Source organism: Streptococcus sp. Marseille-Q7156, from assembly GCF_965119495.1.
In genome coordinates this window covers 169,782-185,713 of sequence record NZ_CBCPLU010000002.1, presented here as the reverse complement: position 1 = coordinate 185,713, position 15,932 = coordinate 169,782, and the positions used below count along the sequence as shown (strand labels likewise).

Genomic DNA, 15,932 nt, shown 5'->3' with positions numbered 1-15,932 from the left:
CTAATCACCTCAAATAGAAAGGAAATTCTATGTCAAATCTATCTGTTAATGCAATTCGTTTCCTAGGCATTGACGCCATTAATAAAGCTAACTCAGGTCACCCAGGTGTGGTTATGGGAGCGGCTCCGATGGCTTACAGCCTCTTTACAAAACAACTTCGTATCAATCCAGATCAACCAAACTGGATTAACCGCGACCGCTTTATTCTTTCAGCAGGCCATGGTTCAATGCTTCTTTATGCCCTTCTTCATCTTTCTGGTTTTGAAGATGTCAGCATGGATGAGATTAAGAGCTTCCGTCAATGGGGTTCAAAAACACCAGGGCACCCAGAATTTGGCCATACAGCAGGGATTGATGCTACCACAGGTCCTCTAGGGCAAGGGATTTCAACTGCTACTGGTTTTGCGCAAGCAGAACGTTTCTTGGCAGCCAAATATAACCGCGAAGGCTACAATATCTTTGACCACTATACTTACGTTATCTGTGGAGACGGAGACTTGATGGAAGGTGTCTCAAGCGAGGCAGCTTCATACGCAGGTTTGCAAAAACTGGATAAGTTGGTTGTTCTTTATGATTCAAATGACATCAACTTGGATGGTGAGACAAAGGATTCCTTTACAGAAAGTGTTCGTGACCGTTACAACGCCTACGGTTGGCATACTGCCTTGGTTGAAGACGGAACAGACTTGGAAGCTATCCATGCTGCTATCGAAACAGCTAAAGCTTCAGGTAAACCATCTTTGATTGAAGTGAAGACTGTTATTGGATACGGTTCTCCAAATAAACAAGGAACTAATGCCGTACACGGTGCTCCTCTTGGAGCAGATGAAACTGCAGCTACTCGTCAAGCTCTCGGCTGGGGTTATGAACCGTTTGAAATCCCAGAACAAGTTTATGCTGATTTCAAAGAAAATGTTGCAGACCGTGGCGCATCAGCTTATCAAGCTTGGACAAAATTAGTTGCTGACTATAAAGAGGCACATCCAGAATTAGCTGCAGAAGTAGAAGCCATCATCGATGGACGTGATCCAGTTGAAGTGACTCCAGCAGACTTCCCGGCCTTAGAAAATGGCTTCTCTCAAGCAACGCGTAATTCAAGTCAGGATGCCTTGAATGTTGTGGCAGCTAAGTTACCAACCTTCCTAGGTGGATCAGCTGACCTTGCTCACTCAAACATGACTTATATCAAGACTGACGGACTTCAAGACGATGCCAATCGCTTGAACCGTAATATTCAGTTTGGTGTTCGTGAATTTGCAATGGGAACGATCTTGAACGGGATGGCCCTTCACGGTGGACTTCGTGTATACGGTGGTACTTTCTTCGTCTTCTCTGACTATGTGAAAGCAGCTGTTCGCTTGTCAGCCTTACAAGGACTTCCTGTGACTTATGTCTTTACCCACGATTCTATTGCAGTTGGGGAAGATGGCCCAACGCACGAACCAGTTGAGCACTTAGCAGGTCTTCGTGCTATGCCAAATCTAAATGTTTTCCGTCCAGCAGATGCGCGTGAAACGCAAGCAGCTTGGTACCTTGCAGTGACAAGTAAGAAAACGCCAACTGCTCTTGTCTTGACACGTCAAAACTTGACTGTTGAAGAGGGAACAGACTTTGACAAGGTTGCAAAAGGTGCTTATGTTGTCTATGAAAATGCAGTCGACTTTGATACCATCTTGATTGCAACGGGTTCAGAGGTCAATCTAGCTGTCGCAGCTGCTAAAGAATTGTCTAGTCAAGGCGCAAAAGTCCGCGTAGTCAGCATGCCATCTACAGATGTCTTTGATAAACAAGATGCAGCATACAAGGAAGAAATTCTTCCAAATGCAGTTCGCCGTCGTGTTGCAGTCGAAATGGGTGCAACTCAAAACTGGTACAAATATGTTGGTCTTGATGGTGCTGTTCTCGGTATTGATACCTTCGGAGCCTCTGCCCCAGCACCAAAAGTATTGGCAGAATATGGCTTTACTGTAGAAAATCTTGTAAAAGTCGTTCAAAACTTGAAATAATCCTAGAAATCAGGGCGCAAGCTCTGGTTTTTCTTATTAGAAAAGCAAGGTACAATCTTGTAAAAGTAGCTGAAATTTGATATAGTAGTCCTATGTAAAAGACAAAGGAGAATATAATGGAATCACAATATACATTTTTAATCATTCTTGTGGCTATGGTGGGCTTGATGTTCTTTACGCAACGCTCTCAAAAGAAACAAGCACAAAAACGTATGGAAAGCTTAAATAAACTACAAAAGGGCTATGAAGTGATTACAATCGGTGGCCTTTACGGAACAGTCGATGAAGTAGATACTGAGAAGAGAACAATTGTTCTTGATGTTGATGGAGTTTACTTGACCTTTGAACTAGCTGCTATCAAGACAGTATTACCGCTGAAAGAAACAGCTTCACTCGAAGGCGCAATTGAAAAATAAGACGGGATCACGAACTCCCGTTTTTCTATAAAGAAAGGAAATGGGATGAAAAAACTAGTCTTTGTCTGCCTGGGAAATATTTGTCGCAGCCCTATGGCAGAGTTTGTGATGAAATCGATGACAGATAACTACGAAATCCAAAGTCGAGCGACTTCTTCTTGGGAACATGGCAATCCGATTCATAAGGGAACTCAGGGAGTTTTTCAAGAGTATGATATTCCTTATGACAAAGCCAAAACATCGCTTCAGATTAGTAAGGAAGATTTTGAAGCCTTTGATTATATTATCGGCATGGATGCTTCAAATATTTCTGACTTACGTCAGATGTGTCCAGTAGACTGTCAAGATAAGATTTACTCATTCGCATCTGAAAGTGTTCCAGATCCTTGGTATACAGGTGATTTTGAGGAAACTTATCAGCGTGTTCAAGAGGGTTGTCAAGCTTGGTTGGAACGTTTAGAAAAGGAGAGTGAAGATGGAAAATCTTAGGAATTTTTACGAAAAGTATCGTGTCTATCTGACTCGTCCACGTTTAGAGCTTTTGGCAGTAGTTGCTATTGTTTTCTGTGCTGTACTCGTCTTTTTTCTAAATATTCCCGGAAAAGGTGTTCTAAAGCTTGATAATGGAACGATTGTTTATGATGGCAGTCTTGTCCGTGGTAAAATGAATGGTCAAGGAACCATCATCTTCCAAAATGGAGACCAATATACAGGTGGTTTCAACAATGGAGCTTTCAACGGAAAAGGTACCTTTCAATCCAAAGAAGGCTGGACCTACGAAGGTGATTTTGTAAATGGTCAGGCTGAAGGAAAAGGAAAACTAACAACAGAACAAGAAGTCGTTTATGAAGGGATTTTTAAACAAGGCGTTTTTCAACAAAAATAAAGCCTCCTTATCAAAGGAGGTATTGTTAAATCTTTAAAGTAAGCGCTTACTTGCAAAACCTTTTCTTTCCAAGTCTCTCTTCCAATCAAGTTTGTGAAATAAAAAAATTTTGAAATAATTTTCACAAACTTCAAAGATAAGACCTGATAAGAAAAGAAAATGAGAAAAATTTCACAAGGGTTTAAAAATTCTTTGTGAAATGTTTATGAAACTGTTTACAAAGTTGAAATAATGCGTTATAATAAACTTGTGAAAAAATTAACAAAGGATTAAATCCTTGAAAGCTATGGAGGAAAATATGGCTGATAAAAAAACTGTGACACCAGAGGAAAAGAAACTCGCTGCTGAAAAGCATGTCGATGGATTGGTGCAAAAAGCTCTAGTTGCTCTTGAAGAAATGCGTAAGTTGGATCAAGAGCAGGTTGACTACATCGTTGCCAAAGCATCAGTAGCAGCTTTGGATGCCCACGGAGAATTGGCTTTACATGCCTTTGAAGAAACAGGACGTGGTGTATTTGAAGACAAAGCAACTAAGAACTTGTTTGCTTGTGAACACGTAGTAAACAACATGCGTCACACTAAAACAGTTGGCGTTATCGAAGAAGATGATGTAACGGGATTGACCCTGATTGCTGAACCGGTCGGTGTTGTCTGTGGTATTACTCCTACAACAAACCCAACATCAACAGCAATCTTCAAATCATTGATTTCATTGAAGACACGTAACCCAATCGTCTTTGCCTTCCATCCATCAGCACAAGAATCATCTGCTCATGCAGCTCGTATCGTCCGCGATGCAGCTATCGCAGCTGGTGCTCCTGAAAACTGTGTGCAATGGATTACTCAACCATCTATGGAAGCAACAAGTGCCCTTATGAACCACGAAGGTGTTGCGACAATCCTTGCAACAGGTGGTAATGCCATGGTTAAGGCGGCTTATTCATGTGGTAAACCAGCTCTTGGGGTAGGTGCCGGAAACGTGCCAGCTTATGTTGAAAAGTCAGCAAACATTCGTCAAGCTGCACACGATATCGTTATGTCTAAATCATTTGATAATGGTATGGTCTGTGCATCTGAACAAGCGGTTATCATTGATAAAGAAATTTACGATGAATTTGTAGCAGAGTTCAAATCATATCACACTTACTTTGTAAACAAAAAAGAAAAAGCACTTCTTGAAGAATTCTGCTTCGGCGTGAAAGCAAACAGCAAAAACTGTGCTGGTGCAAAATTGAATGCTGACATCGTTGGTAAACCAGCAACTTGGATTGCAGAACAAGCAGGATTTACAGTTCCAGAAGGAACAAACATTCTTGCTGCAGAATGTAAAGAAGTTGGTGAAAATGAGCCATTGACTCGTGAAAAATTGTCACCAGTTATCGCAGTTTTGAAATCTGAAAGCCGTGAAGATGGTATTACTAAGGCTCGTCAAATGGTTGAATTTAACGGTCTTGGCCACTCAGCAGCCATCCACACAGCTGATGAAGAATTGACTAAAGAATTTGGTAAAGCTGTTAAAGCTATTCGTGTTATCTGTAACTCACCTTCTACTTTCGGTGGTATCGGGGACGTTTACAATGCCTTCTTGCCATCATTGACACTTGGATGTGGTTCTTACGGACGCAACTCAGTTGGGGATAACGTTAGTGCCATTAACCTCTTGAATATCAAAAAAGTCGGAAGACGGAGAAATAACATGCAATGGATGAAACTTCCTTCAAAAACATACTTTGAACGTGATTCAATTCAATACCTTCAAAAATGTCGTGACGTTGAACGTGTCATGATCGTTACTGACCATGCCATGGTAGAGCTTGGTTTCCTTGATCGTATCATCGAACAACTTGACCTTCGTCGCAATAAGGTGGTTTACCAAATCTTTGCTGATGTAGAACCAGATCCAGATATCACAACTGTAAACCGTGGTACTGAGATTATGCGTGCCTTCAAACCAGATACAATCATCGCTCTCGGTGGTGGATCTCCAATGGATGCTGCTAAAGTAATGTGGCTCTTCTACGAACAACCAGAAGTGGACTTCCGTGACCTTGTCCAAAAATTCATGGATATCCGTAAACGTGCCTTCAAATTCCCATTGCTTGGTAAGAAGACTAAATTCATCGCGATTCCAACTACATCTGGTACAGGATCTGAAGTAACACCATTTGCCGTTATCTCTGATAAAGCGAATAACCGTAAATACCCAATCGCTGACTACTCATTGACACCAACTGTGGCAATTGTAGACCCTGCTTTGGTATTGACAATTCCTGGATTTGTTGCTGCGGACACTGGTATGGACGTATTGACCCACGCGACTGAAGCTTACGTATCACAAATGGCTAGCGACTACACTGACGGTCTTGCACTTCAAGCCATCAAGCTTGTATTTGAAAACCTTGAAAGCTCAGTTAAGAATGCAGACTTCCACTCACGTGAGAAAATGCATAACGCTTCAACAATCGCTGGTATGGCCTTTGCTAATGCCTTCCTAGGTATTTCTCACTCAATGGCCCATAAGATTGGTGCGCAATTCCACACAATCCACGGTCGTACAAATGCAATCTTGCTTCCATACGTCATCCGCTACAACGGTACACGTCCAGCTAAGACAGCTACATGGCCTAAGTACAACTACTACCGTGCAGACGAGAAATATCAAGATATCGCACGCATGCTTGGCCTTCCAGCTTCTACTCCAGAAGAAGGTGTGGAATCTTACGCAAAAGCTGTCTACGAACTTGGTGAGCGCGTAGGTATCCAAATGAACTTTAAAGCACAAGGAATCGATGAAAAAGAATGGAAAGAACATTCACGTGAATTGGCCTTCCTTGCTTATGAAGATCAATGCTCACCAGCTAACCCACGTCTTCCAATGGTAGACCATATGCAAGAAATCATCGAAGATTCTTACTATGGCTACAAAGAAAGACCAGGACGCCGTAAATAATCGTTTATCAGCCTAGAGGCAGGAATTTCCTGTCTCTTTTTTTGTAATTCTATTTGAAAAATGGTATAATCATCGCATATATTTATTTGAAAATCAAATCTTTTATAATCATGCGAGGGGCAAATGAACAAGATAAATGAGTTAGGGGATAAAGTGCGACTTTTAAGAGAGGAGAGAGGACTTAGTCGTCCAGTTTTTTGCGGGGATGAGTCTGAATTATCAGTCCGTCAGTTGGTGAGGATCGAAAAAGGAGAATTTCGCCCGACGATAAAAACACTAGAATACATTGCAGAACGATTAGAAATTCCGTCCTATGTCTTGATGCCAGATTATAAGGAATTACCCAAGCGTTACCAAGAATTAAAATACTTTCTTCTTCGTCATCCTGACTACGGAGACAAAGAGTTACAGGAACAGAAGGAAGAATATTTTGATGAGATTTTTGAGACCTTTTATGATGATTTGCCACGTGATGAGAAAGTGCTAGTGGATTGTCTTCAAGCTATAGATGCAGTGAGAATGACTAGTAATTCCTTATATGGAAGCAGTGTGATTGAGGACAGTCTTCAAGACTTACTATCCAGAGATGTATATAGGGCTGAGGAATTGTTGAAGTTGAGACTGTATTTTCTTTGTCAGTTAATGGATGGTTTAAACGAGGGTGAGATAAAAAAGTCTGAGCATGAAACTATTCTTTATTTTCATGACAAATTAAGTTCTCAGGTTGATAAGATAGAATTCGATTGTTTGGACTTACTTAGAGATTCCTTGTTAGCTTCTTTAGCTTGTATAGAAATTATGGGGCTGTTTCATTATTTTAAGAGGGCAGTCGAGACCTTAAATAAAATAGGACAAAAAACACGAGATTTCCAAAAGCAACCGATTGTCTTGATGGTGGAGTGGAAATATTATATTCATACCGATTATGATACAGCCAAACAAAAGTATGAAGAAGCAAAAATGATGGCGAGGATGTTTGGTAATGAGAAGTTACTCGTTAGTTTAGATAAGGAATGGAGCGAAGACTTAGAAAGGTATTATTAAATGATTTATAGGAGTGACATTTCTGTCATTGGGGAAATGTCGCTTTTTTGTTAAAATGAATTTTATACTCAATGAAAATCAAAGAGCAAACTAGGAAACTAGCCGCAGGCTGTACTTGAGTACGGCAAGGCGACGTTGACGTGGTTTGAATTTGATTTTCGAAGAGTATTACTTGCTATACATCCAGAAGCAAACTAGGCAATAGAGAGAAAATTTTAAGTAGTAGGCCTATAGGGTCAATCAACTTGAAGGATTTTCTATCAGTACGATGTATGACGATAACGGTTTTAAATAAGGGGGAAAGAATGTCCATTTTATCCATTAAAAATATTTCAAAGTTTTACACTTTGGACGGTAAACATCAAGAGCAGGCTCTAAGAAATATTAACCTGCAGATTGCAAAAGGTAAAATTACAGCGATTTACGGTCCGTCAGGCTGTGGCAAAACCAGTTTACTAAACATCATCAGCGGTTTAGATAGACAATATGAAGGAGATTTAGAGTTTAAAGGGGAATCCCTCCGTGACTTATCAGAGATTGAACTAACTCAATTTCGTAAAGATAAGATTGGATTTGTGTTTCAAAACTTTAACCTCATTCCTCATCAGTCTGTCTTGGACAATGTCAAGCTCCCTCTCTATGTCAAAGATTTATCTGACAGGGAGATGACAATGATTGCAAAGGAGCAATTAAGTAACTTGGGCATGGAGCCTTTTATGGCTAAAAATGTTAAACAACTTTCTGGTGGGCAAAAGCAACGCGTAGCAATAGCGCGTGCACTGGTAAATCAGCCTGATATGATTGTAGCAGATGAGCCAACGGGTTCGCTGGATTCTCAATCCCAAGAAAAGGTATTGGAAGTGTTTAAAAAATTAGCCCAAACAGGGAAAACAGTACTGATTGTAACCCATAATCCAGAGGTTGCCGAATATGCAGATGTGATTATCAAAATGAAGGATGGTGAAGTCGTTGAAGAAGTCAAAAAATAAAGGATTATCATTGAAAAATAAATTCAAACTTTCTTTAAATAACTTTATGGAAAGAAAATGGCGTAACCTATTGATTGCGCTAGCAACCTCAATCGGTTTTGTAGGAGTCTTAATTTCTTTCGGCTTGGGAAATGCATTGATTTCGATGATTGATGAAAATACGAATGGAGGTCAAATCCCTTCTCAAGTTCAGATTGCTTTAAACACAAAAAATGTTGGACGAGGCTTTTTGAACCAAGATGATAAGAACTATATCACGGATACAGTTGGGAAAGAAGCTATTAAATATTTGGAGAGTCCTTTTGGGATGACCATGTCAAATATTACTATAGATGGGCAAGAAATGGATCTGAGTCAAACGATGCCTTCTTATGCTCAAGTAGTGAGTCTCTATGAGGATACAAGTATTTCTGTTAGTAGTAATGAGGCGGACAAAGTATTGGCTGGTTCCCTCTATACTGATGCAAATGAACAGGGATTGACGATTCCAAGCAGTTTACTAAAAAATTGGAATGAACAGACAGAAAAGAATCTGACAGCTACTGATCTTATTGGCAAATCAGTTTCAGCCAGCATTGTAGAAAATGCTGCCGAAGCTAGCAAGACTGCTCAATTTCAAACGAAGATTGTACGTGTAATCAATGATGAAGATGACATGGAGGACAGCAACAGTTTCATGCCGTCTAGTCAAATGGAAACAATTTTGAAAGAAGCTGGATTTACAAAAGCTGTATCTTATTTTATCTTGGAACTCAAAGATCCATCACAGACAAAAGTGGTAACAGAAGAATTACAGAAAAATAAGAAGTATACTGTTCTTTCTCAACAGAAGGTTCTTGATATTGTGATTACTTTTATTCGTGTCATTCAGGGATTATTGATTGTACTTTCATCACAAGCTATTGTGGTAGCAGCGGTCATGATTGGTATCATCATTTACATCAATATCATGCAACGTTCTAAGGAAATAGGTGTCATGAAGGCAGTTGGTTATCAAAATCATGATGTCAAAGGGATTTTTATTTACGAGGCTATCTGGATTGTAGGGATCGCCTTGCTGCTGGCATTTTTGGTTGCACAAGGGGTGGGAAGTTTGGCGAATGCGATTGTAAATCACTTTTACCCATCCATCACGAAGGTTTTTGAATTAAATTTGTTATCTGTTTTAGGAACTCTAGCTTTCGCTCTCTTGCTTGGTTATGTATCAGCTTACTTCCCGGCGCGTAAAATTAGTAAAATGGATCCTGTAGAATCGCTACGATATGAATAGTAAGGGATTCCTTGATTTACAGTTTAAAAAAGAAACTAACATAGAAAAACAATGCCCGTACTTGCAATTAAACTTAAATAGTTATATAATAGGTTTGTTGAAAGGTGATTTGTAGTGATTCAAGTTACTCTTTTCACAATAAAAATTTCATGATTTTCATAAGGAGGAAATCACTAATGGTAGTTAAAGTTGGTATTAACGGTTTCGGACGTATCGGTCGTCTTGCTTTCCGTCGTATCCAAAACGTAGAAGGTGTTGAAGTTACTCGTATCAACGACCTTACAGATCCAGTTATGCTTGCACACTTGTTGAAATACGACACAACTCAAGGTCGTTTCGACGGTACTGTTGAAGTTAGAGAAGGTGGATTTGAAGTTAACGGTAAATTCATCAAAGTTTCTGCTGAACGTGATCCAGAACAAATCGACTGGGCTAACGACGGTGTAGAAATCGTTCTTGAAGCTACTGGTTTCTTTGCTAAGAAAGCAGCTGCTGAAAAACACTTGCACGCTGGTGGAGCTAAAAAAGTTGTTATCACTGCTCCTGGTGGAAACGACGTTAAAACAGTTGTATTCAACACTAACCACGACGTTCTTGACGGTACTGAAACAGTTATCTCAGGTGCTTCATGTACTACAAACTGCTTGGCTCCTATGGCTAAAGCTCTTCAAGATAACTTTGGTGTTGTTGAAGGATTGATGACTACTATCCACGCTTACACTGGTGACCAAATGATCCTTGACGGACCACACCGTGGTGGTGACCTTCGCCGTGCTCGCGCTGGTGCTGCAAACATCGTTCCTAACTCAACTGGTGCTGCAAAAGCTATCGGTCTTGTAATCCCAGAATTGAACGGTAAACTTGACGGATCTGCACAACGCGTTCCAACTCCAACTGGATCAGTTACTGAATTGGTAGCAGTTCTTGAAAAGAACGTTACTGTTGATGAAGTGAACGCAGCTATGAAAGCAGCTTCAAACGAATCATACGGTTACACAGAAGATCCAATCGTATCTTCAGATATCGTAGGTATGTCTTACGGTTCATTGTTTGACGCAACTCAAACTAAAGTTCTTGACGTTGACGGTAAACAATTGGTTAAAGTTGTATCATGGTACGACAACGAAATGTCATACACTGCACAACTTGTTCGTACTCTTGAATACTTCGCAAAAATCGCTAAATAATTCATGAGTCGATAAAAAGCAAGGCCTCTGGTCTTGCTTTTTAAATATTAAAAAATGGATGACACAATCATCCATTCTTTTTTAATTCTTTTTCAAAAGTATCTGATAGGGTAGTGAAGCTTAATTTCTCTAGAGTAAGCGGATGGGTAAAGGACAGTCTAAAGGCGTGGAGCATAAGTCGACTTGTTTTTGATTTACTATTATAGAGAGGGTCACCTAAAATAGGGAAGTTATGATGCGAAAGGTGCACACGAATCTGATGGGTTCGCCCGGTCTTTAGTTTGCAACGAACCAAGGAAGTTTTGTCTGGGAATTGCTTTAATCTGCTTACATGCGTTTCGGCATGTTGGCCATTTTTTGTATCAACTATTCGCTTTCTGCGGTCATGGCGATCACGTCCGATTTTGTCTTTGAAAACAAGTTCTTTGCTGTTGATATGTCCGTCGATCTGTGCCCAATATTCCCTAGAAATCTCTTTTTTCTCTAGTAAGCGATTGAGAATAGGTAGGATAAAAGGATTTTTGGCAAAGAGAACCAAACCACTGGTTTCCATGTCTAGACGATGAACGACATAGCAGGTTTGGCCCACATAGGCACTGACATGGTTAAGAAGGGCGATTTCGTTTGGCTGATTACCATGCGTTTTCATCCCCTCTGGTTTGTTGACAATAATCAAGTGTTGATCTTGATAAACTTCCTGAATGAGGTTTGGGTTGCCCCAAGGAATTTCTTTTTCGGGATAATCTTCCTCGTCAAAAGTCAATTGGCAAATATCTCCAGGGTTTACCGTCTCGTTCCAGTGGATTTCTTCTTGATTTATCAAAATATGTTTCTTAATTCTCAAAAAATGACGGATTTTTCTAGGGATGAGGAGTTGTTCCTCGAGTAATTGCTTTACCGTCATTTGAGGTAGAGAGTCTGGTAATGTAAATGTGAATTGCATACAGATATTGTAACAAAAAAAGCCCTATTTGGATAGGAAATAGCTAAATTCTTGTCTTCCTATGATGAAGATGATAAAATAAACGCATGAAATTAGATAAATTGTTTGAGAAATTTCTTTCTCTTTTTAAAAAAGAAACAAGTGAACTAGAGGACTCTGATTCTACTAGCTTACGTCGCTCTCGTAGTGATCGAAAAAAATTAGCCCAAGTAGGTCCAATTCGAAAATTCTGGCGTCGTTATCATCTAACAAAGATTGTCCTTATACTAGGTTTGAGTGCAGGCTTGCTAGTTGGAACCTATTTGTTTGCTGTAGCTAAGTCAACCAATGTTAACGATTTGCAAAACGCCTTGAAAACTCGGACTATCATTTTTGACCGTGAAGAAAAAGAGGCTGGTGCCTTATCTGGTCAAAAGGGAACCTACGTTGAATTGACTGGTATCAGTAAAAATTTGCAGAATGCTGTTATTGCGACAGAAGACCGTTCTTTCTATAAAAACGACGGGATTAACTATGGTCGTTTCTTCTTGGCGATTGTCACTGCTGGACGTTCAGGTGGTGGCTCTACTATTACCCAACAGCTGGCTAAAAATGCCTATTTGTCGCAGGATCAAACTGTTGAGAGAAAAGCGAAAGAATTTTTCTTGGCTTTAGAATTGACTAAAAAATATAGCAAGGATCAGATCCTAACCATGTACCTTAACAATGCCTATTTTGGAAATGGTGTGTGGGGTGTAGAAGATGCGAGTAAGAAATACTTTGGAGTTTCTGCATCAGAAGTGAGTCTGGATCAAGCTGCGACTCTGGCAGGGATGCTCAAAGGGCCGGAACTGTATAATCCTTTGAATTCCGTACAAGATTCTACCAATCGTCGCGACACTGTCTTACAAAATATGGTTGCAGCAGGATATATTGATAAAAACCAAGAAACCGAAGCTGCAGAAGTTGATATGAATTCGCAATTGCACGATAAGTATGAAGGGAAAATCTCAGATTATCGCTATCCTTCTTACTTTGATGCGGTGGTTAATGAAGCTGTTTCTAAGTATAATCTAACAGAGGAAGAAATCGTAAATAATGGCTACCGCATTTATACAGAGCTGGACCAAAACTACCAAGCAAATATGCAGGTTGTCTATGAAAATACAGCTCTATTTCCGAGGGCAGAGGATGGAACATTTGCTCAATCAGGAAGTGTAGCTCTCGAACCGAAAACAGGTGGAGTTCGTGGAGTTGTCGGTCAGATTGCTGGCAATGATAAAACTGGATTCCGGAATTTCAACTATGCAACTCAATCAAAACGTAGCCCTGGCTCTACAATTAAGCCTTTAGTTGTTTATACGCCAGCAGTTGAGGCAGGTTGGGCTTTGAACAAGCAGTTGGATAACCATACCATGAAGTATGACAACTATAAGGTAGATAACTATGCAGGAATCAAAAAGAGTCGAGAAGTTCCCATGTATCAAGCCTTGGCAGAATCGCTTAATCTACCTGCTGTTGCTACTGTTAATGATTTGGGTGTTGATAAGGCTTTTGAGGCAGGCGAAAAATTTGGACTCAACATGGAAAAGGTCGACCGTGTTCTTGGTGTCGCCTTGGGAAGTGGTGTCGAAACCAATCCTATGCAAATGGCTCAAGCATATGCTGCCTTTGCAAATGAAGGTTTAATGCCGGAAGCTCATTTTATTAGTAGAATTGAAAATGCTAGTGGTCAGGTTGTTGCGAGCCATAAAAATTCACAAAAACGGGTGATTGATAAAGCTGTAGCTGATAAGATGACCAGTATGATGTTGGGGACATTCACCAACGGTACCGGTATTAGTTCATCGCCTGCAGACTATGTCATGGCAGGGAAAACTGGAACAACTGAAGCAGTTTTCAATCCGGAGTACACAAGTGACCAGTGGGTGATTGGTTATACTCCAGATGTAGTGATTAGTCACTGGCTTGGTTTCCCGACCACTGATGAAAATCACTATCTAGCAGGATCTACTTCAAATGGTGCAGCTCATGTCTTTAGAAACATTGCCAATACCATTTTACCTTATACGCCAGGAAGTACCTTTACAGTTGAAAATGCTTATAAGCAAAATGGAATTGCACCAGCCAATACAAAAAGACAAGTACAAACCAATGATAATAGCCAGACAGATGATAATTTGTCTGATATTCGAGGACGTGCGCAAAGTCTAGTAGATGAGGCTAGCCGGGCTATCTCAGATGCGAAGATTAAGGAAAAGGCTCAAACAATATGGGATTCGGTAGTCAATCTATTTCGCTAAGATGCTTGTCAAAGCCTGGCTTTCTTGTTATAATAGATAAGATGGAGGCGTTATGGCACTAAAAAAAGCAAGCCTAGCTTGTGCGGTTTGTGGTTCGAGAAACTATTCAATCAAGATTAGTGGAACCCCCAAGCCTACACGACTAGAAGTAAATAAATTTTGTAAGCATTGTGGCAAGTACACTACACACAGAGAAACGAGATAGGAGAGAGCGATGCGTTTTATTGGAGATATTTTTAGACTTCTTAAAGACACAACATGGCCAACTCGCAAGGAAAGCTGGAGAGATTTTCGTTCTATCATGGAATACACAGCTTTCTTTGTAGTAATTATTTACATTTTTGACCAGTTGATTGTTTCAGGTTTGATTCGATTTATTAACATTTTTTAGAAGAGTAGTGAAAGTACACTAAAAATCTTCTATTTATGAAAGGAAATATCATGGATAGTTTTGATAAAGGATGGTTTGTTTTACAAACTTATTCTGGTTATGAAAATAAGGTGAAAGAAAATCTATTACAACGTGCACAAACCTACAATATGTTGGATAATATTCTACGCGTTGAAATTCCAACACAAACAGTGCAAGTTGAAAAAAATGGAAAGAGAAAAGAAGTAGAAGAAAATCGCTTTCCAGGTTATGTTCTTGTAGAAATGGTCATGACAGATGAAGCTTGGTTTGTTGTTCGAAATACACCAAATGTTACAGGATTCGTCGGATCTCACGGAAATAGATCAAAACCAACACCATTATTGGAACAAGAAATTCGTGATATCTTGGTTTCTATGGGACAAACTGTACAAGAGTTTGATATCGATGTTGAAGTTGGTCAAACTGTACGTATTATTGATGGAGCTTTTGCAGACTATACTGGTAAGATTACGGAGATTGATAACAATAAAGTGAAGATGATTATCTCTATGTTTGGTAATGACACAGTTGCAGAAGTAAACCTAAACCAAATCGCAGAATTATAACCCAAAGAGAGGCAAGACCTCTCTTTTTTTGTGCAGTTGAGGAGCTAAAGGGAACAGAATGGATGAAATGTACCAAAAGTGTATCTGAATCTGTTAGACTGTATCTAGAAAGGGGAAAAGAATGATTAAAGAATTGTATAAAGAAGTCCAGGGAATTGTATATAAGAGTAGAAATGAATATTACTTGCATTTATGGGAACTATCGGATTGGGACCAAGAGGGAATGATTTGCTTACATGAATTGATTAGTAAAGAAGAAGGATTGGTAGAAGATATCCCTCGCTTACGTAAATATTTCAAAACCAAGTTTCGAAATCGAATTTTAGACTATATCCGTAAGCAAGAAAGCCACAAACGAAGATATAATAAAGAGCTTTATGAAGAAGTGGGTGAGATAAGTCATCGTATAAGTGAGGGAGGACTCTGGCTAGATGACTATTATCTCTTTCATGAAACACTAAGAGCTTATAGAAACAAACAAAATAAAGAGCAACGAGAAGAGTTAGAACGCGTCTTAAGAGATGAACGCTTCCGAGGGCGTCAAAGAGTGCTAAAGGACTTACGTATTGTGTTTAAAGAGTTTGACATCCGTACTCATTAGGAATTCATGCAAAAAAGTAAAAAAAGTTTAAAAAAGGTGTTGACAAAGTTTGAAAAGCCGGTATAATAGTAAGAGTTGAAAACAACAACTCTGGTCCGTTGGTCAAGGGGTTAAGACACCGCCTTTTCACGGCGGTAACACGGGTTCGAATCCCGTACGGACTATGGTATGTTGCGGTTGAAACACTTGATGAAAAAAGTTTTAAAAAAGTTTCAAAAAAGTGTTGACAAGCGAAAGCGACTGTGATATACTAATATAGTTGTCACTTGAGAGAAGCGAGTGACAAAGACCTTTGAAAACTGAACAAGACGAACCAATGTGCAGGGCACTACAACTAAGGTTGTAGTACTGAACAATGAAAAAACAATAAATCTGTCAGT

At 39.7% G+C, this 15,932-nt stretch carries 15 protein-coding genes and 1 tRNA gene; 15 read left to right on the top strand and 1 reads right to left on the bottom strand.

Annotated features, from left to right (window positions below; translation table 11 throughout):
- Window positions 1–29: 29 nt before the first annotated feature.
- From tkt to gap, 9 genes are all read left to right on the top strand, one after another.
- Window positions 30–2,006, top strand: coding sequence for a transketolase (gene tkt, locus ACWPV5_RS09870; protein WP_454383706.1), 1,977 nt, complete (start codon window positions 30–32; stop codon window positions 2,004–2,006).
- Between the two features lie 116 nt (window positions 2,007–2,122).
- Complete coding sequence (yajC, locus tag ACWPV5_RS09865) at window positions 2,123–2,422, top strand: preprotein translocase subunit YajC (RefSeq protein ID WP_000445811.1); 300 nt, start codon at window positions 2,123–2,125, stop codon at window positions 2,420–2,422.
- A 45-nt stretch (window positions 2,423–2,467) separates the two neighbouring features.
- Window positions 2,468–2,911, top strand: a complete 444-nt coding sequence (locus ACWPV5_RS09860) for a low molecular weight protein-tyrosine-phosphatase (protein ID WP_454383703.1) — start codon at window positions 2,468–2,470, stop codon at window positions 2,909–2,911.
- Window positions 2,898–3,308 (top strand): hypothetical protein, encoded by a 411-nt coding sequence (locus ACWPV5_RS09855; protein WP_454383701.1) that lies wholly within the window; start codon window positions 2,898–2,900, stop codon window positions 3,306–3,308. Before ACWPV5_RS09860 ends, ACWPV5_RS09855 begins: the two co-directional genes overlap by 14 nt.
- A gap of 298 nt (window positions 3,309–3,606) precedes the next feature.
- The gene (gene adhE / locus ACWPV5_RS09850; RefSeq protein WP_033676009.1) at window positions 3,607–6,258 is read left to right on the top strand and encodes a bifunctional acetaldehyde-CoA/alcohol dehydrogenase; all 2,652 of its coding nucleotides are present in this window, start codon (window positions 3,607–3,609) and stop codon (window positions 6,256–6,258) included.
- A 123-nt stretch (window positions 6,259–6,381) separates the two neighbouring features.
- Complete coding sequence (locus ACWPV5_RS09845) at window positions 6,382–7,302, top strand: XRE family transcriptional regulator (protein WP_454383699.1); 921 nt, start codon at window positions 6,382–6,384, stop codon at window positions 7,300–7,302.
- Between the two features lie 305 nt (window positions 7,303–7,607).
- Complete coding sequence (locus ACWPV5_RS09840) at window positions 7,608–8,291, top strand: ABC transporter ATP-binding protein (RefSeq protein ID WP_414322733.1); 684 nt, start codon at window positions 7,608–7,610, stop codon at window positions 8,289–8,291.
- A complete protein-coding gene (locus tag ACWPV5_RS09835) occupies window positions 8,260–9,561 on the top strand; it encodes an ABC transporter permease (protein ID WP_414322732.1) in 1,302 nt (433 codons plus the stop codon). The genes ACWPV5_RS09840 and ACWPV5_RS09835 overlap by 32 nt, the downstream gene beginning before the upstream one ends.
- Window positions 9,562–9,737: 176 nt before the next feature.
- Window positions 9,738–10,748: a type I glyceraldehyde-3-phosphate dehydrogenase gene (gene gap, locus ACWPV5_RS09830; protein WP_000260687.1), complete on the top strand. Its 1,011-nt coding sequence runs from the start codon at window positions 9,738–9,740 to the stop codon at window positions 10,746–10,748.
- A gap of 67 nt (window positions 10,749–10,815) precedes the next feature.
- On the opposite strand, the gene ACWPV5_RS09825 is transcribed toward gap, so the two are convergent.
- On the bottom strand, window positions 10,816–11,691 hold the full coding sequence (locus ACWPV5_RS09825) for an RluA family pseudouridine synthase (RefSeq protein ID WP_414322731.1): 876 nt from the start codon (window positions 11,689–11,691) through the stop codon (window positions 10,816–10,818).
- A gap of 86 nt (window positions 11,692–11,777) precedes the next feature.
- Between ACWPV5_RS09825 and pbp2a the strand changes: the two genes are divergently transcribed.
- From pbp2a to ACWPV5_RS09795, 6 genes are all read left to right on the top strand, one after another.
- Window positions 11,778–13,973 carry a penicillin-binding protein PBP2A gene (gene pbp2a / locus ACWPV5_RS09820; protein WP_454383696.1) on the top strand — a complete coding sequence of 732 codons (2,196 nt, stop codon included), beginning with the start codon at window positions 11,778–11,780 and terminating at the stop codon, window positions 13,971–13,973.
- Window positions 13,974–14,025: 52 nt separating this feature from the next.
- Window positions 14,026–14,178, top strand: coding sequence for a 50S ribosomal protein L33 (gene rpmG / locus ACWPV5_RS09815; protein ID WP_014017356.1), 153 nt, complete (start codon window positions 14,026–14,028; stop codon window positions 14,176–14,178).
- 9 nt (window positions 14,179–14,187) lie between these two features.
- Entirely contained in the window at window positions 14,188–14,364 is a 177-nt protein-coding gene (secE, locus tag ACWPV5_RS09810; protein WP_001210991.1) for a preprotein translocase subunit SecE, read from the top strand.
- Between the two features lie 50 nt (window positions 14,365–14,414).
- On the top strand, window positions 14,415–14,951 hold the full coding sequence (gene nusG / locus ACWPV5_RS09805) for a transcription termination/antitermination protein NusG (RefSeq protein ID WP_000376740.1): 537 nt from the start codon (window positions 14,415–14,417) through the stop codon (window positions 14,949–14,951).
- Window positions 14,952–15,072: 121 nt separating this feature from the next.
- On the top strand, window positions 15,073–15,552 hold the full coding sequence (locus ACWPV5_RS09800; protein ID WP_265526646.1) for a sigma-70 family RNA polymerase sigma factor: 480 nt from the start codon (window positions 15,073–15,075) through the stop codon (window positions 15,550–15,552).
- 92 nt (window positions 15,553–15,644) lie between these two features.
- A tRNA-Glu gene (locus ACWPV5_RS09795) sits at window positions 15,645–15,716 on the top strand.
- Window positions 15,717–15,932 lie beyond the last annotated feature (216 nt).

Coding starts and splice junctions, on each gene's coding strand:
- tkt (WP_454383706.1), top strand. CDS start 30: ATGTCAAATCTATCTGTTAATGCAATTCGTTTCCTAGGCATTGACGCC.
- yajC (WP_000445811.1), top strand. CDS start 2,123: ATGGAATCACAATATACATTTTTAATCATTCTTGTGGCTATGGTGGGC.
- ACWPV5_RS09860 (WP_454383703.1), top strand. CDS start 2,468: ATGAAAAAACTAGTCTTTGTCTGCCTGGGAAATATTTGTCGCAGCCCT.
- ACWPV5_RS09855 (WP_454383701.1), top strand. CDS start 2,898: ATGGAAAATCTTAGGAATTTTTACGAAAAGTATCGTGTCTATCTGACT.
- adhE (WP_033676009.1), top strand. CDS start 3,607: ATGGCTGATAAAAAAACTGTGACACCAGAGGAAAAGAAACTCGCTGCT.
- ACWPV5_RS09845 (WP_454383699.1), top strand. CDS start 6,382: ATGAACAAGATAAATGAGTTAGGGGATAAAGTGCGACTTTTAAGAGAG.
- ACWPV5_RS09840 (WP_414322733.1), top strand. CDS start 7,608: ATGTCCATTTTATCCATTAAAAATATTTCAAAGTTTTACACTTTGGAC.
- ACWPV5_RS09835 (WP_414322732.1), top strand. CDS start 8,260: ATGGTGAAGTCGTTGAAGAAGTCAAAAAATAAAGGATTATCATTGAAA.
- gap (WP_000260687.1), top strand. CDS start 9,738: ATGGTAGTTAAAGTTGGTATTAACGGTTTCGGACGTATCGGTCGTCTT.
- ACWPV5_RS09825 (WP_414322731.1), bottom strand. CDS start 11,691: ATGCAATTCACATTTACATTACCAGACTCTCTACCTCAAATGACGGTA.
- pbp2a (WP_454383696.1), top strand. CDS start 11,778: ATGAAATTAGATAAATTGTTTGAGAAATTTCTTTCTCTTTTTAAAAAA.
- rpmG (WP_014017356.1), top strand. CDS start 14,026: ATGGCACTAAAAAAAGCAAGCCTAGCTTGTGCGGTTTGTGGTTCGAGA.
- secE (WP_001210991.1), top strand. CDS start 14,188: ATGCGTTTTATTGGAGATATTTTTAGACTTCTTAAAGACACAACATGG.
- nusG (WP_000376740.1), top strand. CDS start 14,415: ATGGATAGTTTTGATAAAGGATGGTTTGTTTTACAAACTTATTCTGGT.
- ACWPV5_RS09800 (WP_265526646.1), top strand. CDS start 15,073: ATGATTAAAGAATTGTATAAAGAAGTCCAGGGAATTGTATATAAGAGT.